Consider the following 22544-nt stretch of genomic DNA (forward strand, 5'->3'; position numbering starts at 1 on the left):
TATAATATTAGACTTAAGTGACTAGAAAGTGACTAGAAAAAAACTGTGTCTTATTTTTAGACACAGTCTTAAAATTTAATTATAAAATCTCAGTTCAAAGGCATTTGATTTCTTACCTTTATGATATAAAAGTTCTCCATTTTGTCTTTCCATAACAGATTTTGCCATAGGAAGTCCAATCCCATAACCTTTTGAATTTGGATCCAGCTTATAAAAACGTTTAAAAACTTTTTCTAACATTTTTCGATCTAAGCCATCTGAGAAATCTTCTATTAATATGCTCTTATATAAGTTCGTATCTTTTAGATGAATTTCTATATGTCTATCTTCTGTTGCTTCTAGACCATTTTTCATCACATTAAATGCTGCTTCATAAGTCCATTTCTTATCGCATATAAGATAAAAGTCATCTCCATAAAGTGGAATTTCAACATTATCATTGATAAAATAATCTTTTAGCTTTTGTATAATATCTTCAATTAATTCTCGAGCAGATATCCTGTCTTTTGTCATTTCTATTGTTCCAGAATCAAGGGCTGCAAGTTTTAATAAAATGTCAGATAAGTTGTGGAGTCTAAGTAAATTATCTCTAAGTCTTTCTATATATTCTTCGTAAAAGTTGTCATCTTCGTCTTCTAATAAGTCTAGCAATAATAGTGATCCAGTCAATGGAGTTTTTATTTGATGGGCAATGTCCTCTGTATATTCTCTTAATGTATCTTTGTTTTTCTCTGCATTTTCAGCTATTTTCTTGCTTTCTATAATAATTTTAATAATCTCATCTCTTAATTTTCCAAATTCATCGTCAATAATTTCGTAATTATCAGAGTTTATATCAAGTGAATGGATAAGATTAAATATATTATTAATCTTATCTTCTAGCTCTATTTCTTTTTTCTTTTCAAATTTTCTAATAATTAGAAATAGAATTATATTTATTAGTAGAAAGCCGAAAAGTGTTAGAATATCAAATCTTGGGTTGATATAAACTACAAACAAAGACATTATCAAATTTAAAATTAAGACAAGTAAAATATTTTTGTTTTTACTCATTGTCCCACCTATATCCTATTCCTCTTATTGTTTTTATATGATTACCATAATCTCCAAGTTTAGATCTGAGTCTTTTTATGGTGACAGTTAGGGTATTGTCGTTTACTTCATAAAAATCATAACCCCATACATAATCTAAAATTCGCTCTCTTAGTAGATTTATATTTTGATTTTCTAAAAGCATTTCTAAAACAGCAAACTCTTTTAAGTTAAGATCTAAATCTTTTCCATCTATTGAAGCTTGTTTTGAAATGAGATCTAAATATAAATTTTCAAAAGTCAGTTCGTTAACCTTTTTTTATTTTTCTACTAAACACATTGTCTATCCTCGCCTTTAGGACAGGAAGAGAAAAAGGTTTTGTAATATAGTCATCTGCTCCTTGAGAAAGACCTTTGATAACATACTCGTCTTCGTCTTTTACAGTAAGCATTATTACAGGAAGGTCAGAAAATTCTCTCAGCCACTTTAAAAAATCAAATCCTGAGCCATCAGGGAGATTTACGTCGAGAAGAATTAAATCAAAGTTATTGAAATTTGTATTTTCAGTTTGAGAAATACTCTTATAAATAACCGTCTCAATATTCTGTTTGTTTAAGTAAGTTTTAACAGCAAAGGCAATCGTGCTATCATCTTCGATCATTAGTATTTTCAAGCTTGTACTCCTATATGTCAGATACATCAGATTTTAAAAATCAAAAGTCCACCTAACACCTTAGTGTTTAGATTCTCATATAGTCTTGTTTCTCCAATATATGAGCTGCCCTTTCTATGGCTTTATAAATTTATCTATTAATTATTATTCATAATTTGTCATATAAAATTCTAGTATTGATTTTATCAGTTTATTTCACTTGATACAATTTTTCTTCTATATTATATCACATTTAAAATCTATTCTTTGTAACTTCTATAAGAAGAATTATTCTTTGTAAGCTAGCTTATCTAACTAGAAATTCATAAAATAAATAGAATTAAAATTATTGGATTTTTATGAGAAATTTAAATATAAAAATCGGCACAAAGTTTAATTTCTTCATGCCGACTTAATTTCATTAGTTTTAAGGAATTTACTCCATATTATAAATGATAGATCCTAAGTTTATAATCTCTCAAGCTCTATTTTGACTGTCTTATCGTTTAGTTCGATTTCTTCGCTTGTGAGGTCTTTTCTTTCGAACTTATCTGCTAGGGTTTCTTTTGTGATTTCTTCTTTGAATTTCTCTAGAGATTTGTTTAGTTCGTCGGATGCTTCATAGTAGATGTTGATTCTGTCTGTTACTTCAAATCCACTATCTTTTCTCATGTTTTGAACCTTGGAGGTGAATTCTCTCGCATATCCCTCATCACGGAGGTCTTCTGTGATTTCTGTATCGAGTATTACGAAGACATTGCCGTCCATTTCTACATCGAATCCTTCTTTGGCAGAGATTCTTATATCTAGATAGTCTTTTGTGACTTGGTAGGTCTCATCTCCTAGGGTGATTTCTTGAGGATTTTCTTCAACAGCTTCTATGAATTTCTTGGCATCGGTGGATGCTAGGAATTTGGCGAAGTCGTTGACCTTGGATTGGAAGATTCTTCCTACTACTCTAAAGTCTGGTTTTAGGAAGTAGTCCATGAAGTCTGATAGGTCATCTTCGAAGTCGACATCCTTTATGTTTAGCTCTTCTTTGATTAAGCCTTTAAGGTCTGAAATTTTCTCCTTGTAGGCTCCGTCTACTATGATTTTCGCTAGGGGTTGGCGAACTTTGATTGATTCTTTCTCTCTTGAAGCCCTACCTAGATTTACTATCTTTCTTACAAGGTCCATGCTTTCTTCAAGGTCGGTGTCGATCATTTTCTCGTCTGCCTTAGGGAGGAGGCTTGTGTGAACAGTCTTTTCTCCTGTAAGAGATCTAAAGACTTCTTCAGCTATAAATGGTGTGATTGGAGCGATGAGCTTGGATATTGTAAGGATTGCATCAAATGTAGTCTTGTATACTGCTTTCTTATTATCTGTAAGCTCTGAGTTCCAGAATCTCTTTCTATTTCTTCTGATGTACCAGTTTGATAGATCTTCTACTACGAAGTCTGAGATCATGTGAACTACCTTGTTGTAGTCAAAAGCATCCATTGCTTCTGTGTAGTTTTTGATTAGGGTATTTAGTTTGGAGTAGAGCCATTTATCTATTTTTTCAAGTTTTAGGTCGCTAAATCCTGCTATTTCTTCTGAACTTAATTTGTCTGTTTCTGCGTAGAGACCGAAGAAGTTGTAGACATTTTCGAATGTTCTAAAGAAGTTATTCTTAACTTCGATTAGGCCCTTTTCGTCAAACTTTGTTTGCATCCATGGTGGAGATACATAGAGAGAGTAGAATCTTACGGCATCTGCCCCGTATTTATCAAAGAGGGCAAATGGATCGAGGGTGTTTCCTTTGGATTTACTCATCTTTTGACCGTTCTTATCTACTACAAGGTCGTTTACTAGGACGTTTTTGTAAGGTGCCTTGCCTGTTGTGATGGTAGATATGGCCATTAGTGAGTAGAACCAACCTCTTGTTTGGTCGATTCCTTCTGAGATAAAGTCTGCTGGGAAGTATTCGTCAAAGTCTTCCTTGTGTTCGAATGGATAGTGAAGTTGGGCAAATGGCATTGCTCCTGAGTCAAACCAAACGTCGATTACATCAGGAACCCTATGCATGGTGCCCCCGCACTTATCACATTTGATAGATACATTGTCGACATATGGTCTGTGAAGTTCTATATCTTCTGATATATCCTCTATTGCACGTTCTTTTAGCTCGGCTCTTGATCCAACTGTATCTGTGTGGCCACATTCGTCACATTTCCAGATATTTAGTGGAGTTCCCCAGTATCTTGACCTAGATATAGCCCAGTCTTTTACATTTTCGATCCAATTTCCAAATCTCTTGTCCCCTATAGTTTGTGGGTACCAGTTTACGTTTTTGTTGTTTTCTACCATGGCATCTGAGAACTTGCTCATTTCTATATACCAGGATGGTTTTGCATAATATACTAGTGGTGTGTGGCATCTCCAGCAGTGTGGGTAGTTGTGCTCTATGGTTTGTTTGTTAAATACCTTGCCTTCTTCTTGGAGGTGTCTCCAGATTTTTTCGTTGGTATCGAAGATAAATTCGCCCTTCCAAGGAGTTTCTGTAAAGCAACCTTCAAGGTCAACTGGTTGGACAAAGGCAAGTCCGTATTTTCTTCCTATTTGGTAGTCGTCCTCACCAAAGGCTGGAGCGGAGTGAACTATACCTGTACCATCTTCTGCAGAAACGTAGTCAGCAAGGGTTATGATAAAGGCCCTATCATCTCCTACATTTACATATGGCATAAGTTGTTCATATTCCCAATATTCCATATCCTTGCCTGGGAATTCTTCTACGACTTCGTATTCTCTTTCTCCCATAAGATTTTCAGCTAGGGATTTGGCACAATAATAGTAAGAATCTTCCTCTGCTACGTAAAGCTTAGCGTAGGTTAGCTCTGGGTGAACTGATAGGGCCACGTTTGATGGGAGGGTCCATGGGGTTGTGGTCCATGCTAGGAAGTACTCGTTATCAGTTCCCTTTTTCTTAAACTTAACTGTAAGGGTTATAGTTTTATCCATTTGGTAACCTTGGGCAACCTCGTGGCTTGCAAGACCTGTACCACAACGTGGACAGTATGGCATAACCTTGGCTCCCTCGTAGATGTATCCGTTTTTGAAGGCCTTATCTAGGAGGTACCATTCAGTTTCTACATAGTCGTTATCCATTGTGATATAAGGATCGTCCATGTTGTAGAGATAGGCCATCCTATCTGACATCTCTCTCCAAAGGTCTGAGTATTTCCAAACAGATTCCTTACATAACTTGTTGAACTTTTCGATTCCGTATTCTTCTATATCATTTTTGTCATGAAAGCCTAGGCTCTTTTCTACTTCTATTTCTACAGGAAGACCGTGGGTATCCCAGCCTGCCTTTTTTAGGACCTTAAAGCCTTGCATGTTTTTGTATCTGCTTGTCATATCCTTAAGGGTACGAGCGATAACGTGGTGGATTCCTGGTTTTCCGTTTGCTGTTGGAGGTCCGTCATAGATTATATATTCTTCTGCATCCTCACGGGTTTTGAAAGTCTCATCAAGTAGGTCTATTTCTTGCCAATACTTTTCGACTTCTTCCTCTCTTTTCCTAACATCTTTGCTGTCTAAAGGTTTAAATTCTGCCATTAATAACTCCTTTAATTTCTAAAAAATAAAACCGTCCTTAAAAAGGACGGTCCACCGTTTTAATAGACAATTTAACGCAATTGTAACGTAATAAACTACTAATTCATTTATTAGACTAGAAGATGATCTTCGCCCAATACTCCTCTAGCAGCTTTCACCTAACCTGCCTCTCTTTTAGATTAATAGAGGGTTACTCTTCTTCTTAACGTCATATTTATATTATAATATAATACTAAGATTGTTTTTTGTCAAATATAATTCCTATATGTGTCTAACTATCTTAAACTTCTCTAGGTTGTAGACATCAAACTCGTCAATATTGGCCCTGTCCTTAGCATCCTCATACATCTGATAGTCACTTTCGTAGTCATTTCTGTATACTATGACAGGGTTGTTGTTGTAATTTAGTAAGAGACCGTGATAGACTCCGAAGTCTTCGATTTTAGAAATAGGCTTTACCTTATTGATCTCAAGAACTTGAATATAAATATCATCTAGGTCATCTTTCTTGATAGCTAAGGCATTGTTGAAAATTCCGAGATTAACTGTCTCGTTGATTATATCTAGGCCTATGTTTTTCCTGGTCGGATAAATTGAGCCTGCTCTTTCTCTCTTATCTCCCATTTTTATTTCTATAATTACACCATTGTGGTTATCTTCGAATTCCTCATCGTACTTGTCAAGATATTTTCCTGTATCTAGATAATGCCTTAAGGAATCAAAAGCCAGTTTTACAAATTTGTCCATTTTCCTATCCTAACAATTTCTCTATATCTTTTTCCATATTCTCTGGCTTCTTGTTTGATCCGAAGCGTGCTACTACATTTCCTTCTCTATCTATCAAAAACTTAGTAAAGTTCCACTTGATGGCTTTTCCTAGCCCTGCCTTTTCTTCTTTAAGGAAGGTATAAAGTGGGTCTTCATTTTCGCCATTGACGTCAATTTTTTTGAACCTGTCAAAGCTTGTCCCAAAGTTTAGGGCACAGAAGGAATCTATCTCCTCATCAGATTCTGGAGCTTGATTTGCGAATTGGTTGCAAGGAAAATCCAAAATCTCAAATCCTTGATCCTTATATTTCTTATATAAAGCCTCAAGAGCGTCGTATTGTTTGGTAAAGCCACAGTGGGTTGCTGTATTTACTATAAGAAGGACCTTTCCTTCATATTTACTAAGGGATATTTCCTTATCATCTTTGTCTAAAACTGTAAAGTCATATACACTAGTCATAAAACCTCCTTGACTCTTCTAGTATATATTATACAGCTTGGGAGTATTTTTGCAGTTGACATTTTTAATAATTAGTTATATAATTGCATTATCATAAACTTTATATAAAGAAGAGTAGTACAAGGACTTGATTACAGAGAGCTTCGTTTTGGTGAAAGAAGTAGATGGAAATTGTATGAAGATGGTCTTTATCTAGGAGGCTTCGATATTAGATGTCTACGTTAGCTTACGTTACAAAGCAAGGGTATGTTTGTACCTGATAAGTTTATATGTGTGAGCATATATTAAATTAAGGTGGTAACACGGATTTTCGTCCTTAGGTCTTTTGGCCTAGGGACTTTTTTTATATAAATTTTATGAAATTTATTTAAGGAGTTACTATTATGAGTAAATACAAAAACATTGATACAGCTTGTGTTAGAGCAGGTTATGAAGCAAAAAACGGAGAAAGTAATCTTCCTCCAATAGTTCAGTCGACTACATTTTCTTACGAGAAGACAAGTGAGATTGCTGACCTTTTCGACCTAAAGGAAAACGGATTTTTCTATACTAGGCTGGGAAATCCTACCATAGATGCCCTAGAGAAGAAGATAGCCGACCTTGACGGAGGAGTGTGCGCAGTAGCGACAGGATCTGGACAAGCAGCCAACCTCCTAGCTGTCTTAAATATAGCCAAGGCAGGCGATAATATAGTCGCTGTAAATAATATTTATGGAGGAACTTACAATCTTCTCGCCAATACCCTAAGGGATTTAGGCATTGAAACAAAATTTGTAAATCACAACGACTTAGATGAGCTTAGGGCTGCAATTGATGATAAGACAAAGCTAGTCTTTGGAGAAACTATATCAAATCCTAAGGCAAGTGTTCTAGATATCAAATCCTACGCAGATATTGCCCACGAGCATAATATTCCATTGATATTAGATAATACCCTAGCAAGCCCTGCCCTAGTTAAGCCCATCGATTACGGTTGCGATATTGTAACTTACTCATCTTCTAAATATATAGATGGTCACGCAGCAGCCCTTGGCGGCCTTATAGTAGATTCTGGAAACTTCGATTGGGCAAGTGGAGACTTCGATAGACTTACTAAGCCAGATGAGTCCTACCACGGGCTTATCTTTACTGAACAATTTAAAAAAGCAGCCTACGGGGCAAGGCTTAGGACAGTTGGCCTAAGAGATTACGGAGCAGTTATCTCTCCACAAAACGCCTTTTTAACAATTCTAGGTCTCGATACCCTAGCCTTGAGAATGAACAAGCATTCAGAAAATGCCCTAAGGGTCGCAGAATTTTTAGAAAATTCCGACAAGGTAGAATCTGTTTCCTATTCTTTCCTAGAATCCTCCCCATCTTATCCTTATGCCAAGAAATATCTTAAGGGAGGCTCTGGAGTTGTGTCCTTTGAGATAAAAGGAGGAAGAGATGAGGCGAGTCGTTTCATCGACTCCCTAGAATTAATCACACTCGCAGTCCACGTGGCAGATGCAAGAAGCCTCGCCCTTCACCCAGCTTCATCTACCCACAGACAACTATCTGATAAAGAACTCGAAAAGGTTGGAGTATCAAAGAGCCTAATCCGCCTTTCAATAGGAATAGAAGATGCAGATGACCTTATCGAAGATATAAGCCAAGCCCTAGATAAGGCTGTAAGGAGATAAGATGCCAGTAATAATACCAGAAGATTTAATATCCAAAGAAACCTTAGACAAAGAAAATATATTCACCATGGTAGAAGAAAGGGCCAAGTCACAGGATATAAGGGCCCTTAAGATCGGCATAGTAAATCTCATGCCAACCAAAAAGGAAACAGAGGTTCAGCTTCTAAGACTAATCTCAAACACTCCCCTCCAAATCGAAATAGATTTGATAGCGATGGCAAGCTACAAGTCTTCGAATTATCAAAAACATCTGGAGAAATTTTATGTAAGCTATGAAGAAATAAAGGATAAAAAATACGACGGTCTGATCATAACCGGAGCTCCCCTAGAGCATAAGGCCTACGACGATATAATCTACTGGGAGGAACTCAAAAAGATATTTGAATTTGCAAAGAAAAATGTCTACTCGACCCTTTTCATCTGCTGGTCTGCCATAGCCGCACTTGATTATTACTATGGAGTTAATATCGACTCATTGGATAAGAAAATATTTACAGTTAACAGGTACTATAAGGAAAGCTCCGATCCTCTCTTTCTGGGCTTTGACGATAGCTTCTATATGCCAAACTCAAGATATAAGACAATCAGAAAAGAAGAAATCGAAAGGATTCCAAGACTTAAAGTCCTCCTTTCAGACGATAAGATGGGAGCTACTATTATTAAGAGTATCGACAACAGATTTGTCTTTAACCTAAATCATCTAGAATACGATACTAATACCCTAGATGATGAATATAGAAGAGATAAGAAAAATAGACTTGAGACCAAGCCTGCCGAAAACTATTATCTAGACGATGATCCAAATAAAAAAATTATCCAGAGATGGAGATCAACTGGATACATATTTTTTAACAACTGGATCAACCACTATGTCTACCAACACACCCCATACAAGATCTCCGATGTAGAGACGATTAAATAAAGATTAAAAAAGCAGGATTTATAAGCTAACTTATTTCGTCAATTTTCGATTTGAGATAAGTTAGACCTCCTGCTTTTAATTTTAAGATATCCATAGCTTAGAATCATTTCTAAATTATGGATATTTCACTTTATGAGTCCATTAAATATTGAAGAAGGTCCAGTTTTAGGCAACTGCCTTAGCAATTCCTTATATAATTTTAATAGCTTAGGACTTAGGCCTTCACCTATTCCTTTTTCTAGATTTAGAATTGATAAATCTTCTTTAAGATAATGGATCCTATTCATAAAGCTATTATTCTGATTTTTCTTGTATTTAAATAAGATTTTCTTCTCCTCTATAGATATTTCATCATCCTTAAGCAATTCATCAATAATCCTATCTAAATTTTCTTCATTTAATTTCTCCATAATTAATCTTCCCCTATTATTTTAATTTAAGGCTTTAAGTTTTATTTCATAAAGCCCCCACCTTATTCACTTACCCTGTCCCTATGGCTATAAACACGATATTCGTACAGAAAATTAGAAAAAATTGTAGGTAAAAAGCAGGAGCCATTGAAGCATCCTGCTCTACTTTATTTTACAAATCTTTCTACTATCATAGCTACCCCAAGGTCTGTACTTGTATTGATGGCTGTGGCTAGGGGATCTACTATGGTTGCTATTAGGACCATTATTGGAATTGAGCTTTGAGGGAAGGCAAAGGCTGATAGGAGGAAAATTTCTCCGGTGTAGCCTCCTCCTGGAACTGCCCCCATAACTGATGAGGCTATTACAGATACCGCTATAGCTGTCAAAAGATTATCTGGATCTAGCAAGTTTATTCCAAATATAGGGCACAAGAGGGCAATCTTTATAATCTGAATCAATACCGTCCCGTCCTTGTGGAGATTTGCTCCTATGGGAGGGACTATTGAATTCACATCTTCTCTGATTCCAATTTTCTTTCCTGCCTCAAGATTGGAAGGAAGGGCGGCCGCAGAGGAACTTGTACCAAAGGCTGTAAGAACTGGCGGCCACATATACTTAAATAGCTTTTTGCAAGAACTAAGACCACCTCCAATAAAGGCCATTATGAAATTTACAAAGAAGAAATATATGATTGAAGCAAGGGCAAATATCAGGATTGTCCTTGATAGGGGGCCTACAATCTGTTTGCCATTTTCTCCTAAAAGAACTGCAAAATATGCACCCAAGCCTATTGGAGCAAGCTTCATTATATATGAAATAATCTTTGTAACGACCTTAGAGGATTGGTCTATAAAGTCCTTTACAAGCCTTGCCTCATCAGCAAGCTTAGATATAGCAAGTCCTACGAAGAAGGAAAAGACTATAAGGGCCATCAGATTTTCCCTAGATAGTAATTTATAAAAATCATCTACTGTAAGCATAGCGAGAAAGTCGATACTAGCGCTTTTTTCTATAGCGAAATCTTCGAAACTTAAGACAGCGTTCTTGCTAGGATCAAATATTTGAGTGAAAATTATCATATAAATTGCTGCAAATAGGCCTGTAATAATAAATATAAGAAACATAAGTCCTAAAATCTTTCCGATAGTCTTGGTAGTCTTCATTCCTGTAATAGATGATACAATTGATGTAAAAATCATTGGAACTATTGATACATACAGGAGATTTAGGAAGATATTGGCTACTCCTTGAAGGCTCTTTGCAGATTCTCCTAAGATAAGTCCTAGAATAGCTCCAATAAACATCGACAGTAATAATATTAGGGACGATTTATTTTCTTTTAAAATTTTCATTTAGACCTCCTTTTGGGTAAAAAAATACCAGCCCATATTTTCCATAATAATTATTTCAAATCTTGGAGAGACAAATGCTTTTAGAAAATAATGAGCCAGCATTTTATGCTAATATTTCTTGTTTTGGAAGTGATAAATTTCACATGGATTTCATAGAGTCAAAGGCTCGATTAAAAATCTTTTCATCGTTTAGTTCTTATAAACAAGTGAGGATTTGAATCACAAACCGCTTCGCTACTTGGGTCAGAATAGTTTGCTCTGGGATAATCCTTTGTGGATTCGGGGCATGTTGGTTTTCAAACAAGTGAGATGACGCTATTTTCTTCTTACGAAAGCGTACTTTTCCTTTGGTTTTACTTCGCTAATAAATCTCCATTTAGGAGATTTATTGCTCCTATATATCTGCCTTGTTTTTTTCTAAACAAGAGAGACTTTGAATCGCAAAGCGCTTCGCTACTTCGGGTCAGATTGGTAATCTTAATACTTACTCCGCTACGAAATCTCCATTTAGGAGATTTATTGCTCTTATGTATCTGCCTTGTTTTCTCTAAACAAGGCAGACAATAAATCGCAAAGCGCTTCGCTACTTTGCGACCCTACCAGGTCGGGTAGCGGCGCGTCAGCGGCGCTTACCAAGCAGGTAACCATGCTCCTTCTGTTATTTCTTCCATGTCTTTTTTGGTTTCTTCTGTTTGGTAGTATTTTACGAATTCTTTGTAGTCTTCGTTGTTTTCGTCTTCTTTTCTTGCTGCTATTACATTGATGTATTGTTTTACTGATTCTGTTTTTGGGTCTTCTTTGTATATTGCCGTTTCTTTATCTAGTCCTGCGTCTAGGGCGAAGGTGTCGTTTACTGCTGCTAGGTCGCAGTCGTCTAGGCTTCTTGTTGTTTGGGATGCGTCCATTTCTATTAGTTCTAGGTTTTTAGGGTTGTCTGTTACTTTGTCAAGTCCTATTAGGTCACCTGCTTCACCTTCAACTTTGATTAGGCCTGCTTCTTGAAGTAGGAAGAGGGCTCTTGCTCCGTTTGTTGGGTCGTTTGGTATGGCGATTTTAGCTCCATCTTCTAGCTCGTCAATTGATTTGAGCTTGTTTGAGTATAGGGCCATTGGGGCAAGCATTGTATCTCCGATTGATACTAAATCTGAACCTTTTGATTCATTAAATTCGTTTAGGAATTTGTGGTGTTGGTAGGCGTTTAGGTCGATATCTCCTGCTAGAAGAGCTTCGTTTGGTTGGCTGTAGTCTGAGAATACTACAAGCTCTGCCTTCTTGCCTGTTCCTTCTTCGTATCTTTTGATCACTTCATTTAGGACGTCGTTGTATTCACCAACAACACCAATTTTAATTGTGCCGTCTTCTTTTTTTGAAGTCTCTTCTGTTTTTACTTCTTCTTTGCTGTCCGCTGGCTTTTCTTCATTGTTTGCTCCACATGCGCTAAATCCTAGGACTAGAGCAAGTGCTAGGGCGATTTTTGTAAATTTTTTCATTATTTCCTCCTATAATTTACATTTATATTATTAAAGATATTAATCTTAATAACCTATCTTAGTTTAAATATTGGGATTACTGCTCCCTTGTATTCGTCTTCTATGACCTTTTTTGTTTCATCTGTTAGATAATAGTTTTCTATGAAGTTTTTGATATCTTCATTGTCCTTATTACTTTCTTTTACTGCTATTACATTTATAAAGTTCTTAGCTCTTTCATTTTCTGGATCTTCAAGAAAGATTGAATCTTCTGTTGGGGAAAGTCCCGCTTCCATTGCCATATCAGAGTTGATAAGGGCTGCATCCACATCCTCTAGGGCTCTTGAAACTTGGTCTGCTGGAAGCTCTACAAATTCGATATTTTTAGGGTTTTCTGCTATGTCATCCAGGGTTATAAAGTCTCCGCTTCCTTCCTTAATCTTAATCACTCCTGCAGATTCTAAGATGTATAGGGCTCTGGAGTTGTTTGATACTTCAACAGGTATTGCAATCTTTCCTCCTTCAGGAATTTCTCCTATATCTTTAATTTTTTGTGAGTAAACTCCCATTGGCGATATTATTGTATCTGCAAGATAAGTGAAGTCTGCATTTTGATTTTTGTTATAGTCTTCTATAAATATATAGGTCGCAAAGGATGATAGGTCAATATCACCGTCTTTTAGGGCATCGTTTGGTTGGTTGTAGTCGTTAAATCTTACAAGCTCAATCTTTTTGCCAGTATCTTCCTCATATCTTTTGATGGCTTCTTCGTATTCGACATTTCTCTCGCCTACTACTCCAAGCTTAAGCACTTCTTCGCTTTCGTTTTTCTCAGCACCGCCACAGCTTGTTATTAAAACTGCGAGGGTCAGGGCCGATAGAATTCCAAATATTTTTTTCATATTTTCTCCTAGTGGCTAGTCTTTCTAATGAGTATGTTTGATACTCCTTGGATTATAAATACTATGATTAAGATTATTACTACAGATACTAGGACCACGTCGTCCTTGTACCTTTGATAGCCTACCGCTATGGCAAGATCTCCGATTCCTCCTCCTCCGATTAGGCCAGCCATTGCTGTAAGACCTAAAAGGGAGATTAGGGTGATTGATGAGGCTCTGATTATGGAAGGAAGTCCTTCTCTAAGATAAACTGACCAGATTATCTCAACCGGTCCCTTACCCATCGCTTCTGCTGCTTCTATTACTCCAGGATCTACTTCTGCTAGGGCCTGTTCGACTTGTTTTGCGAAAAATGGCACTGTTGAAAATATTAATGGAACAATAGCTGCAGTTGGACCTATCCTGGTGTTAACTATAAGCTTGGTTATTGGTGCAATTAGGGCAAGAAGGATTACAAATGGAATTGCCCTAAAGGTGTTAGTTATCTTATCGAGTACTGAGTAAAGTTTTCTGTTTTCTAATATTCTTCCCCTGTCTGTCACAACGAGGATTACTCCAAGTATGAGGCCAAAGATTCCTGCAAATATTGCAGAAACGACAAGCATGTGAAGGGTCGCCCAAGTTTCTTTTACAATCCTATCTGATATGGATAAGGCATAATCAAAGTATCCCATCTCTACCTCCTAAAATTCTAACTCTTACATCTCTTTCTTCTAAAAAACTTAGCACTTCGTCAAGACTTCCATTTGATCCCTTAAACGTTACTATGAGATTGCCAACTGGCGTTTGACTAATAAATTCTATATTTGCTGCAAGGATATTGGTCTTTATTCCAAACTTATCATAGATTTCATTGATGAGTGGCTCTGTTGTGCTTGCTCCCTTGTAGTTAAGTTGGACTAGGATTTCGTCTTCTTTTAATATTCCTATATTTTCCTTAACTTCTTCGATTGTAGCTTCGACATTGGTTGAAGTTTCTACAAATTCTCTGGTAAGTTCTTCTTTTGGGTCTGAGAAAATGTTCAAGGTATTTCCTTCTTCGATAACCCTTCCGCCTTGCATCACGGCACATTTGTTGCAAAGATCTTTTACAACTTCCATCTGGTGGGTGATGATTACAATAGTAAGCTTAAGCTTCTCATTGAGCTCCTTAAGGAGGGCTAGGATTTGCTTGGTAGTCTTTGGATCTAGGGCACTTGTCGCCTCATCGCAAAGAAGGATCTCAGGGTCTGAGGCAAGGGCACGGGCTATGGCGCATCTTTGCTTCTGCCCTCCGGAAAGCTCTCTAGGGTAGGAGTCAGCCTTATCACCAATTCCCACAAGCTCTAAAAGTTCCTTGGCCTTTTTGATCTTTTCTTCTTTAGGAATCTTATCTCTCTTGATTGGAAAGATTACATTATCCAAAACTGTAATATTATTCAAAAGATTGAAGTGTTGGAAGATCATCCCGATCTTCTTTCTCCTATTTCTCAATTCCTTATTGGATAAGTCTAGGAGCCTTTCCCCCTTAACTATGACCTCTCCTTCAGTTGGTCTTTGGAGGAGGTTGATAGTCCTTACAAGAGTTGACTTACCAGCCCCAGAAAAGCCCACAATCCCGTAAGCATCTTGTTTTTCGATTTTGATACTTACATCATCGACTGCCTTAAAGCCATCAAAGTCGACTGTAATATTCTTTAGCTCAATCATATTTACCTTCCTAATATTGTAATAAAAAAAGTCCCCAGCTTCCCGAAGGAAACTAAGGACGAAAATTCGCGTTACCACCTTAATTCATATACGTTCACACGCATAGGCACTCATCAAGTACAGACATACTCTACTTCTGTAACGGGAAGACCCGTATAGCTCTAATATCGAACTATCCCATCAAAGGCCATCTTCATCTAAATCAACATCCACCCCTTTCACCAAACGGGGCTCTCTGTAGAATATCTTTCTAGACTACTCTTCTTTTCAAATGGTGTCAAAACTTTATTTATTTGATAATCCTATAATACCATGGTATTTTTCCCTTGTCAAATAATTTAAAATAATTTGTATAAGTATAAATATTATTTCCTAAGTTTAGCCTTAAAGCGTCAAATAGGCCTATTGAAATAATGATAAATCCTTGTATAATAAAAGTGAACAAGGGAATATAAGTTCAACTTAAACACAAAAAAGCAGGAGTGGTAGCTCCTGCTTTTTATTTTGGGCTAATTATCATCTCTTCTACTATCTAGCCACTTGCAAATATAGTAGCTTACTATATCTGCCGTAATAGTTAAGATAAGGGAATACAACTTTTCCAACTTAAACACCTCCTAACTGTTACCAGTATAGGGATGATAACAATTTAATTATAGCAGATTTTTATAATTTTTAGGGAAAATTTACCCTTAAAAGATAGATAAATTTTCATTTTAGGCCGATAAGTATTATAATATAAATGAATTTATAAAGGGAGGTAATATGGTAGTATATAATCCAAAATCTAGCAAGGCTAGTGAATTTATTAACCATGAAGAAATTTTAGAGACTCTTGATTATGGTAGAGAAAACGCCCATAATAGAGAGCTTATCATAGATATTTTAAATAAGGCAAAAAAGGCTAAGGGCCTAAGCCACAGGGAAGCCTTTGTGCTTTTATCTTGTAAGGAAGAAGACCTAAACGAAGAGATCTTTAACCTTGCCAAAGAGCTTAAACACAAGTTTTACGCAAATAGAATAGTGCTTTTTGCTCCTTTGTATTTGTCTAACTATTGTGTGAATGGTTGCTCTTATTGTCCTTACCACGGCCAAAACAGAACTATTCCAAGAAGAAAGCTCACTCAAGAAGAAATTCGTGAGCAAGTTATAGCCCTACAAGACTTAGGACACAAGAGACTTGCCCTAGAAGCTGGAGAAGATCCAGTAAATAACCCTCTAGAATACATACTAGAGTCAATCGATACAATCTATAATATCAAACACAAAAACGGAGCTATAAGAAGGGTAAATGTAAATATCGCAGCTACTACTGTTGAAAATTACAGGAAGCTTCACGAGGCAGAAATCGGAACTTACATCCTCTTCCAAGAAACTTACAACAAGGAAAATTACGAATCCCTCCACAAGTTCGGTCCAAAATCTAACTACGAATACCACACTGAAGCTATGGATAGGGCCTTCGAGGGAGGAATCGACGATTTAGGACTTGGAGTTTTGTATGGACTTGATTCTTATGAATATGAATTCGTTGGCCAATTGATGCACGCAGAACACCTTGAGGCGAGATTTAATGTCGGCCCTCATACAATCTCTGTTCCTAGAATCCAACCTGCTGACGATATTGATCCAAACGACTTCGACAATTCCCTATCTGATGAAATGTTTGAGAAAATCGTAGCCTGCATACGAGTTTCCGCACCATATACTGGTATGATCGTATCAACTAGGGAAAGCGAGAAGGTCCGTGCTAAGCTCTTAGATCTAGGTATTTCCCAAATCTCTGGAGGTTCCAAGACTTCTGTAGGAGGATATACAGAAAATGAAACCAAGGGTAGTGATCAATTCGAACTATCAGATAACAGAACTCTAGATGAAGTAATCGACTGGCTAATATCAAAAGACCACGTACCTAGCTTCTGTACAGCTTGCTACAGGATGGGCAGAACTGGCGAGACCTTTATGGGCATGGTCAAAAAACACGGAATCGGCAATATTTGCCATCCAAACGCCCTCACAACTCTCGAAGAATATGTAATAGATTACGCAAGTGATAAGACAGCAAGGGATGCCGAAGCCCTTATCCAAAGAGAGCTTAATAATATTCCAAACCCAGAAGTCCGTGAATCAACTAGAGAAAATCTAGAAAAAATCAAACAAGGACAAAGAGACCTTTATATCTAATATGAAAACGCAAAATAGTGAGAGAGTTCACATTGGAATATTCGGTAAGACCAATGCCGGAAAGTCTACCCTCTTAAATTATATGACAGGGACTGAGACTGCAATCGTATCAGAAGTTGCTGGAACTACGACAGATCCTGTAAGAAAGGCCATAGAGATAACGGACTTTGGCCCAGTCCTTTTCATAGATACGGCTGGAGTGTTTGATAAAAGTGTTCTCGGCAGTAAGAGAATTGCCAAAAGTCTAGCTATAATAGATAAGTGTGATATCTTTATCTACTGCCTAAGCCTAGATGAAGATTTTGAAATCTTAAATGAAATAAAAAAGAAAAATAAGCCAATAATCTATGTAGCAGGCAAGCAAGATATGGCCGAAGGGGCTAAGATTTACGAAAAATACCAGGCCCTTTCCCCTATCCCAATCGATGTGAGAAATAAGGACGACAGGCTAAAGATCTTCGCTAAGATAAAAAATCTTTACAAAAAAGAAGACCTAACTATCACCAGAAATCTTGTAAAAAGCGGTGATATAGTCCTTCTCGTAATCCCACAGGATAAGGCAGCTCCAAAGGGTAGGCTTATTAAGCCTCAAGTTATGACTATAAGAGAGCTTATAGATAAGAAGGCTACAGCCATATCTTGCGACCTCGATAGCCTAGAAAACACCCTAAAGGCCTTAAAGGATAAGCCAGACCTTGTAATTTGCGACTCACAAGTCTTTAAGGAAACAAAAGATCTACTAGAAAAAGGAACAAGACTTACTAGCTTTTCCGTTCTATTTTCTGCCTTTAAGGGAGACTTAGCCTATTTTATAGATTCTGTAAAAAGGCTTGATAAGCCTTTAGAAAGAATCCTAATATCAGAAGCCTGTAGCCATCCTCCAATCGATGAGGATATAGGAACAGTCAAGATTCCAAAGATGTTAAAGAAAAAATATCCAGAGCTTAAAATAGAATTTAACAGAGGCGATGATCCTATCGACTATGATAGATACGACTTAATCATATCTTGTGGTGCTTGTATGTTCAATAGAACTACTATGCTAAGCAGGGTAGATGAGGCAAAGAATAGAAATATCCCTATGACCAACTACGGCATAACTATAGCCTATCTTAAGGGAATCCTCGAAGACGTATCTTTGCCAGAATAAAATAGACCTAAAAGCTTTTACTTGTACTTAAGGCTTTTAAGGGCTCTTTGTCAAATCGTGTTGGTAAATAATAATCAACCAAATTCTTAATCAGGGATAGAAATTTCTATCCCTGAATTTTTAACTAGCTAATAAATTTCTTGTGATAAATATTCTTGTTCTAAAATTAGCAAAATTCCTGTATCCAAAAGCTATCCTCTTTAAAACCTTAATAAAATTATTAACCCCTTCAATTGGTCCATTAGAATAATCATAAATAAATGAGTTCTTGATGAAATCTAGGTAATAATAACAAGTATCTATTGATGTTCTCATCCTATCACTAACTTTATCCTTGAAGTGATTTAAATGAAATTTAAACAATTCAAAATCCTTTTTCTCAATATCCTCTCTTAAGCATTGGTAACAGTCATAAGTATTCTTTAAAGTCTTATCAACATCAAGACTGATATCGACAATATCTTCATCAGAAACAAATTTACTAGGGAAGTGAACACGTTTAAAAAAATGAATAGGATCAAGGAGTTTGTATGGCTTTAAAAAATGTTTCCAATATTTCTTAAGTCTTTTGTATTTAATATTGCTTGTAGAATACTCCTTCATCGTGTCAATCCTAGTATGGTTAAAAGAATTTGTAAATAGTTTTACGATATGGAACCTATCAATAATGATTTCTGCATTAACAAACAGTTCTTTAATGAGTGATATATAGGGACTATACATATCAATACATACAGTCTTAACCTTATCTCTAACATACCTAGGGTAGCATAAGAAATATTTCTTTAGGGAATATAGCTGTCTATTCTCTACAATATCAATTACCTTGTGATTATCTGAATTTAGATATATGAAGCTCATAGCTCCTTTAGCATCTTTGGTTGATTTGAACTCATCAAATGATAGGTGTTTTGGTAGATAAGAAAAGTCTACATTGAATTCATTATCATACTTAGCCATAAATCTAGCAACTGTAGTTGTAGATATGTAATTATCAGCAGATATATCTTTCATAGATAGCTTTTTTGTTAAACTTGAAAGAACATGTCTTTTAACCTGATTAGAAATATTACAATACTTATCGACTATATTAGATTCAAGTAAGAAATATTTATTGCACGATTTACAGAACATCTTCTGCTTCTTCAAGTCAATTAAAACAGGATGATCACCTGCTCTGGAACATCTTACAGTAGATGATTTAAAGCCGTATTTAATTAAGTTATGGTTAGAGCCACAATGAAGGCAAACTTGATCAGAATATTCTAATTTAGCTTTTAGAATTGTATATGTTACACCTTTAATGACTTTGTGGTGTATTCCATCAGAAAAATTAAGATTTTCATCTTTGATATTTAGTAAATTTGTAATAAAATAATTGTTAGACATATTTAATCTCCTTTTAAGTTGTGGTTAATTTAATTATAGGGTAAATGATTAAATATGTCTTCTTTTTTTTACAAAAAAATCGTACTGACAGAAGTACCATTTACTTCTACCAACACGATTTATTATAGACCCCTTTTAGGTCTTTTCTTATGAGTATTTTCTTGTTTTCTTATCGTAGGTTATTACATCTCCCCTGTCGGTTACGATTTCGTATCCTGCATTTTTTATTCTAAGTTCAAGGCAAGCCCTACATTCTGCCGCCTCATCTCCTGTACAGATTTTATTATCATAGAGTGAGTATTTCTCCCTCACCATGGTTGGCGAAAGATTAGGCATGAGGACATTGGCTCCTGCTTGAAGGCCCCTTTCTCTACCCAAGGGATTGATTGTTCCTAGGGCGGTTGTAGCTGGTATTAGGGCATAAGGGAAAAGAATCCTAAGTATTGAGACAAGTCTTAGGGTCATTTCAAACGATCCATTAGGAAAGTCCTTGAAAGGAGTATCATGCTGGGTCATGTAAGGGCCTATTCCAATCATAGCAGGCTCTAGCTCTTCTAGGAATCGCAAGTCCTTTATGATATCTTCTGTCCTTTGGTAGGGAGATCCTACCATAAAGCCTCCCCCAACTTGAAAGCCGATTTCTTTTAAGTCTCTTAGGGCCTGTCTCCTACTTTCAAAGCTCATAGTTTCTGGGTGAAGCTTTGAGTAATGGTCCTTGTCTGAAGTCTCCTGCCTTAGAAGATATCTATCAGCACCCGCTTCAAACAATTTCTTATAAGATTCGTAAGATCTTTCTCCCAAAGATAGGGTGATGGCCACATCATCGTGGAGATTTTTGATTTTTTTGACTATATCTATGAACATATCATCTGTGAAATGTCCATCCTCTCCTCCTTGAAGGACAAAAGTCCTATATCCAAGCTTATATCCAAGGTCTGCACAAGCGAGAATCTCCTCCTCGCTAAGCCTGTATCTTTCGACCTTGTCGTTGGACTTTCTTATCCCACAATAGTAACAATCGTTCTTGCATATATTTGAAAACTCTATTAGACCCCTGACAAAGACCTTATCCCCATAGATTTCTTTTCTAATAGCATCAGCCTTCTTGTTAAGCTCATCTGTTAGGCTTTCGTCTTCTATCCATTTTTTTAGAGTTTCATCATCGTAATGTTTAGTATTTTTAAGTTCCATATATATCTACTTACTCTTCTTTTTCTTTTTATCTTTTTTATTTTTCTTGGATTTATTTGCCTTGATAGCCTTTTTTTCGACCTTTTTCATAAATTCATCAGAGTCTTTTACCTTGACAAATTTTGACTTAATCTCTCCAAAGGATTGATCTTTCTGTCCCTTTTTGCAATGACCTATACAGCCTGTCTTTAGTTTAAATCCATATTCGTCACTAAGTTTTTCTAGCTTATCTATATCAACGTTTGAGCAATTTTTGCACACTTTTACTTTCATAAACACTCCTATAAAAAAATCAGGAGACTCTTGCGAGATTGCAACAGCCTCCTTGGGTTTGGTAAAATAAATTCACTAATAATATACTGCTGTTACTCATATTTGCAAACAAGATCTAGCTTGTATATTCTTTAAATTTTAATAATCCTAGTCCCTAAAAAGCTTGTAGGGAAACTTGGATTTTTTGGCTCTAATGAGATAGTCTTCTAATTCTTTTTTGAGTTTAGGTAGGAAATATTCTTCTAATTCATAAAATCTTTCCCTAAAGTAAGCTGGATAGGATTCATCTAAGAAAAGTTCCATCCCTTTCTCAAGTCCTACAAAGTTTTCATCAAATATCACATAAAGATACTGGACTAGGTAGTCATAGTCTGTGTAATCATAAATATATAAGAAATTTCTTATAAATTCTTCCTCCTTGGGATCTAGGTCGTAAATATCCTTGTAAAGCTCTAAGTCCTTTAGGGGAAAGCTCTGGCTTATGGCAACCTTCGCTGGGAAAAAATAAGAATCTGCCCTAAGAATCTTAAAGCCTTCTAGAAAATTATTATCACTAGTAGAGGACTTACCGATCTGGGCAAGGGAGGCAGAAGCCAGAGCTATATCTGGGTCAAGTCCCAAGTCTTCAGCCATTTTCTCTGCAGTTTTCCCGCAAAGCCAGGATTTTATAATCCACCTATCAGACTTATCCTTAAAGCCTTTTTCTAAATAATCTATTATCTTATCCTTGTTGGGAATATTCCCAAATCCTTCTTTATACATCTAATCTTATCTTTCCATAAGCGTAGGTCTTAGAAGACCCATCTTCTAGGGCAAAGGAGAATTCATCTCCGCTCTTTTTCCCTAAGGCCCTTACGCTTTTCTTATCTCTAATTTCATTTCTATAAACTAATTTGATATATCCTATATCTTTGGCGAAAATATCCGAAAGTTCCTCGATATAATCGAAGTAAACTGCATTGTTTACATGGAAATTTGTATCTATATCTGCCTTCCTAATATAAATATCCTTGATGAATTCAAGGTCTTTTTCTAGTTTCACATCCCTAGCAGTAAATACTTCCTCTTCTCTGCCGTAGGCCTTTACTAAATCATCAAGGATTTTCACTGGACGAAGTCTTTCTATATCCATCAATAAAAACACTGCCTTAGCCTTAACAAGGATTTCCCCATTCTTTTCTACTATAAAATCCCTATAGGCATAAAACCTATTCATATGGGTAGGTATGGTTGTGATTTCTATCTCATCATCAAGCCTTACACATTCTTTGATATCTATCTCCCATGAATAAGCAATCCATCTGAAGTTTTCCATGTCGATATCCTTTTCGAGGGAACTTGCTTGATCGAAACTAACATCAAACATTAGACTTGCCAAATTTCTCATGGTCAAATACCCATAGCGGTCACAAAACATATGTCCTATAGTATATTTTTTCTTATATTTCATA

19 protein-coding genes, 1 pseudogene and 1 other annotated feature are annotated in these 22544 nt (G+C 36.2%); of the genes and pseudogenes, 4 read left to right on the forward strand and 16 right to left on the reverse strand.

The genetic code is table 11. From position 1 onward, the window contains the following. Positions 1 to 75 precede the first annotated feature (75 nt). The 5 genes and pseudogenes from C7D97_RS05865 to C7D97_RS05885 form a co-directional block, all read right to left on the reverse strand. Positions 76 to 1053 (reverse strand): sensor histidine kinase, encoded by a 978-nt coding sequence (locus tag C7D97_RS05865; protein WP_105301164.1) that lies wholly within the window; start codon positions 1051 to 1053, stop codon positions 76 to 78. Beyond that, positions 1046 to 1706 (reverse strand): annotated as a pseudogene (locus C7D97_RS05870) (response regulator transcription factor). The gene C7D97_RS05865 and the pseudogene C7D97_RS05870 overlap by 8 nt, the downstream one beginning before the upstream one ends. 447 nt (positions 1707 to 2153) lie before the next feature. Next, positions 2154 to 5267, reverse strand: coding sequence for an isoleucine--tRNA ligase (ileS, locus tag C7D97_RS05875; RefSeq protein ID WP_105301165.1), 3114 nt, complete (start codon positions 5265 to 5267; stop codon positions 2154 to 2156). 261 nt (positions 5268 to 5528) lie between these two features. Beyond that, positions 5529 to 6014 (reverse strand): hypothetical protein, encoded by a 486-nt coding sequence (locus C7D97_RS05880; protein ID WP_105301166.1) that lies wholly within the window; start codon positions 6012 to 6014, stop codon positions 5529 to 5531. Positions 6015 to 6018: 4 nt separating this feature from the next. Next, the gene (locus C7D97_RS05885) at positions 6019 to 6495 is read right to left on the reverse strand and encodes a glutathione peroxidase (protein ID WP_105301167.1); all 477 of its coding nucleotides are present in this window, start codon (positions 6493 to 6495) and stop codon (positions 6019 to 6021) included. Between the two features lie 383 nt (positions 6496 to 6878). Between C7D97_RS05885 and C7D97_RS05890 the strand changes: the two genes are divergently transcribed. Together C7D97_RS05890 and C7D97_RS05895 are read left to right on the forward strand one after the other, a co-directional pair. Further along, positions 6879 to 8159 (forward strand): O-acetylhomoserine aminocarboxypropyltransferase/cysteine synthase family protein, encoded by a 1281-nt coding sequence (locus tag C7D97_RS05890; protein ID WP_105301168.1) that lies wholly within the window; start codon positions 6879 to 6881, stop codon positions 8157 to 8159. Between the two features lies 1 nt (position 8160). After that, the gene (locus C7D97_RS05895; RefSeq protein ID WP_105301169.1) at positions 8161 to 9081 is read left to right on the forward strand and encodes a homoserine O-succinyltransferase; all 921 of its coding nucleotides are present in this window, start codon (positions 8161 to 8163) and stop codon (positions 9079 to 9081) included. A 125-nt stretch (positions 9082 to 9206) separates the two neighbouring features. Here C7D97_RS05895 and C7D97_RS05900 read toward each other — a convergent pair whose 3' ends face one another. The 6 genes from C7D97_RS05900 to C7D97_RS05925 form a co-directional block, all read right to left on the reverse strand. Then, on the reverse strand, positions 9207 to 9491 hold the full coding sequence (locus tag C7D97_RS05900; RefSeq protein WP_105301170.1) for a hypothetical protein: 285 nt from the start codon (positions 9489 to 9491) through the stop codon (positions 9207 to 9209). Positions 9492 to 9658: 167 nt separating this feature from the next. Then, positions 9659 to 10846, reverse strand: coding sequence for a dicarboxylate/amino acid:cation symporter (locus C7D97_RS05905; RefSeq protein WP_105301171.1), 1188 nt, complete (start codon positions 10844 to 10846; stop codon positions 9659 to 9661). Between the two features lie 629 nt (positions 10847 to 11475). Then, the gene (locus tag C7D97_RS05910) at positions 11476 to 12336 is read right to left on the reverse strand and encodes a MetQ/NlpA family ABC transporter substrate-binding protein (RefSeq protein ID WP_105301172.1); all 861 of its coding nucleotides are present in this window, start codon (positions 12334 to 12336) and stop codon (positions 11476 to 11478) included. Positions 12337 to 12389: 53 nt separating this feature from the next. Next, positions 12390 to 13217: a MetQ/NlpA family ABC transporter substrate-binding protein gene (locus C7D97_RS05915; protein WP_105301173.1), complete on the reverse strand. Its 828-nt coding sequence runs from the start codon at positions 13215 to 13217 to the stop codon at positions 12390 to 12392. Positions 13218 to 13225: 8 nt separating this feature from the next. Next, the gene (locus tag C7D97_RS05920; RefSeq protein WP_105301174.1) at positions 13226 to 13891 is read right to left on the reverse strand and encodes a methionine ABC transporter permease; all 666 of its coding nucleotides are present in this window, start codon (positions 13889 to 13891) and stop codon (positions 13226 to 13228) included. Then, a complete protein-coding gene (locus tag C7D97_RS05925; RefSeq protein ID WP_105301175.1) occupies positions 13878 to 14906 on the reverse strand; it encodes a methionine ABC transporter ATP-binding protein in 1029 nt (342 codons plus the stop codon). The genes C7D97_RS05920 and C7D97_RS05925 overlap by 14 nt, the downstream gene beginning before the upstream one ends. 51 nt (positions 14907 to 14957) lie before the next feature. After that, positions 14958 to 15186: a binding site (T-box leader), on the reverse strand. A gap of 485 nt (positions 15187 to 15671) precedes the next feature. Between C7D97_RS05925 and hydG the strand changes: the two genes are divergently transcribed. Together hydG and hydF are read left to right on the forward strand one after the other, a co-directional pair. Beyond that, the gene (gene hydG, locus C7D97_RS05930) at positions 15672 to 17090 is read left to right on the forward strand and encodes a [FeFe] hydrogenase H-cluster radical SAM maturase HydG (RefSeq protein WP_105301176.1); all 1419 of its coding nucleotides are present in this window, start codon (positions 15672 to 15674) and stop codon (positions 17088 to 17090) included. Position 17091: 1 nt separating this feature from the next. Continuing rightward, the gene (gene hydF / locus C7D97_RS05935; protein ID WP_105301177.1) at positions 17092 to 18240 is read left to right on the forward strand and encodes a [FeFe] hydrogenase H-cluster maturation GTPase HydF; all 1149 of its coding nucleotides are present in this window, start codon (positions 17092 to 17094) and stop codon (positions 18238 to 18240) included. Positions 18241 to 18360: 120 nt separating this feature from the next. On the opposite strand, the gene C7D97_RS05940 is transcribed toward hydF, so the two are convergent. From C7D97_RS05940 to C7D97_RS05960, 5 genes are all read right to left on the reverse strand, one after another. Continuing rightward, on the reverse strand, positions 18361 to 19629 hold the full coding sequence (locus C7D97_RS05940) for an ISL3 family transposase (protein ID WP_105301178.1): 1269 nt from the start codon (positions 19627 to 19629) through the stop codon (positions 18361 to 18363). A 147-nt stretch (positions 19630 to 19776) separates the two neighbouring features. Next, positions 19777 to 20820, reverse strand: a complete 1044-nt coding sequence (gene hydE / locus C7D97_RS05945) for a [FeFe] hydrogenase H-cluster radical SAM maturase HydE (RefSeq protein WP_105301179.1) — start codon at positions 20818 to 20820, stop codon at positions 19777 to 19779. 6 nt (positions 20821 to 20826) lie between these two features. Beyond that, positions 20827 to 21093: a hypothetical protein gene (locus C7D97_RS05950; protein WP_105301180.1), complete on the reverse strand. Its 267-nt coding sequence runs from the start codon at positions 21091 to 21093 to the stop codon at positions 20827 to 20829. A gap of 147 nt (positions 21094 to 21240) precedes the next feature. Continuing rightward, complete coding sequence (locus C7D97_RS05955; protein WP_105301181.1) at positions 21241 to 21855, reverse strand: HD domain-containing protein; 615 nt, start codon at positions 21853 to 21855, stop codon at positions 21241 to 21243. Continuing rightward, positions 21848 to 22543: an acyl-[acyl-carrier-protein] thioesterase gene (locus tag C7D97_RS05960; RefSeq protein WP_105301182.1), complete on the reverse strand. Its 696-nt coding sequence runs from the start codon at positions 22541 to 22543 to the stop codon at positions 21848 to 21850. The genes C7D97_RS05955 and C7D97_RS05960 overlap by 8 nt, the downstream gene beginning before the upstream one ends. Between the last annotated feature and the right edge of the window lies 1 nt (position 22544).

It is taken from the genome of Anaerococcus marasmi (assembly GCF_900290195.1).
GTDB lineage: Bacteria > Bacillota > Clostridia > Tissierellales > Peptoniphilaceae > Anaerococcus > Anaerococcus marasmi.

What these genes read in the sequence shown, in the direction of transcription:
- C7D97_RS05885 (WP_105301167.1), bottom strand. Translation starts at nt 6,495, where the DNA reads ATGACTAGTGTATATGACTTTACAGTTTTAGACAAAGATGATAAGGAA.
- C7D97_RS05910 (WP_105301172.1), bottom strand. Translation starts at nt 12,336, where the DNA reads ATGAAAAAATTTACAAAAATCGCCCTAGCACTTGCTCTAGTCCTAGGA.
- C7D97_RS05955 (WP_105301181.1), bottom strand. Translation starts at nt 21,855, where the DNA reads ATGTATAAAGAAGGATTTGGGAATATTCCCAACAAGGATAAGATAATA.
- C7D97_RS05940 (WP_105301178.1), bottom strand. Translation starts at nt 19,629, where the DNA reads ATGTCTAACAATTATTTTATTACAAATTTACTAAATATCAAAGATGAA.
- C7D97_RS05920 (WP_105301174.1), bottom strand. Translation starts at nt 13,891, where the DNA reads ATGGGATACTTTGATTATGCCTTATCCATATCAGATAGGATTGTAAAA.
- ileS (WP_105301165.1), bottom strand. Translation starts at nt 5,267, where the DNA reads ATGGCAGAATTTAAACCTTTAGACAGCAAAGATGTTAGGAAAAGAGAG.
- C7D97_RS05915 (WP_105301173.1), bottom strand. Translation starts at nt 13,217, where the DNA reads ATGAAAAAAATATTTGGAATTCTATCGGCCCTGACCCTCGCAGTTTTA.
- C7D97_RS05925 (WP_105301175.1), bottom strand. Translation starts at nt 14,906, where the DNA reads ATGATTGAGCTAAAGAATATTACAGTCGACTTTGATGGCTTTAAGGCA.
- hydG (WP_105301176.1), top strand. Translation starts at nt 15,672, where the DNA reads ATGGTAGTATATAATCCAAAATCTAGCAAGGCTAGTGAATTTATTAAC.
- C7D97_RS05865 (WP_105301164.1), bottom strand. Translation starts at nt 1,053, where the DNA reads ATGAGTAAAAACAAAAATATTTTACTTGTCTTAATTTTAAATTTGATA.
- hydE (WP_105301179.1), bottom strand. Translation starts at nt 20,820, where the DNA reads ATGGAACTTAAAAATACTAAACATTACGATGATGAAACTCTAAAAAAA.
- C7D97_RS05960 (WP_105301182.1), bottom strand. Translation starts at nt 22,543, where the DNA reads ATGAAATATAAGAAAAAATATACTATAGGACATATGTTTTGTGACCGC.
- C7D97_RS05880 (WP_105301166.1), bottom strand. Translation starts at nt 6,014, where the DNA reads ATGGACAAATTTGTAAAACTGGCTTTTGATTCCTTAAGGCATTATCTA.
- C7D97_RS05905 (WP_105301171.1), bottom strand. Translation starts at nt 10,846, where the DNA reads ATGAAAATTTTAAAAGAAAATAAATCGTCCCTAATATTATTACTGTCG.
- hydF (WP_105301177.1), top strand. Translation starts at nt 17,092, where the DNA reads ATGAAAACGCAAAATAGTGAGAGAGTTCACATTGGAATATTCGGTAAG.
- C7D97_RS05895 (WP_105301169.1), top strand. Translation starts at nt 8,161, where the DNA reads ATGCCAGTAATAATACCAGAAGATTTAATATCCAAAGAAACCTTAGAC.
- C7D97_RS05900 (WP_105301170.1), bottom strand. Translation starts at nt 9,491, where the DNA reads ATGGAGAAATTAAATGAAGAAAATTTAGATAGGATTATTGATGAATTG.
- C7D97_RS05950 (WP_105301180.1), bottom strand. Translation starts at nt 21,093, where the DNA reads ATGAAAGTAAAAGTGTGCAAAAATTGCTCAAACGTTGATATAGATAAG.
- C7D97_RS05890 (WP_105301168.1), top strand. Translation starts at nt 6,879, where the DNA reads ATGAGTAAATACAAAAACATTGATACAGCTTGTGTTAGAGCAGGTTAT.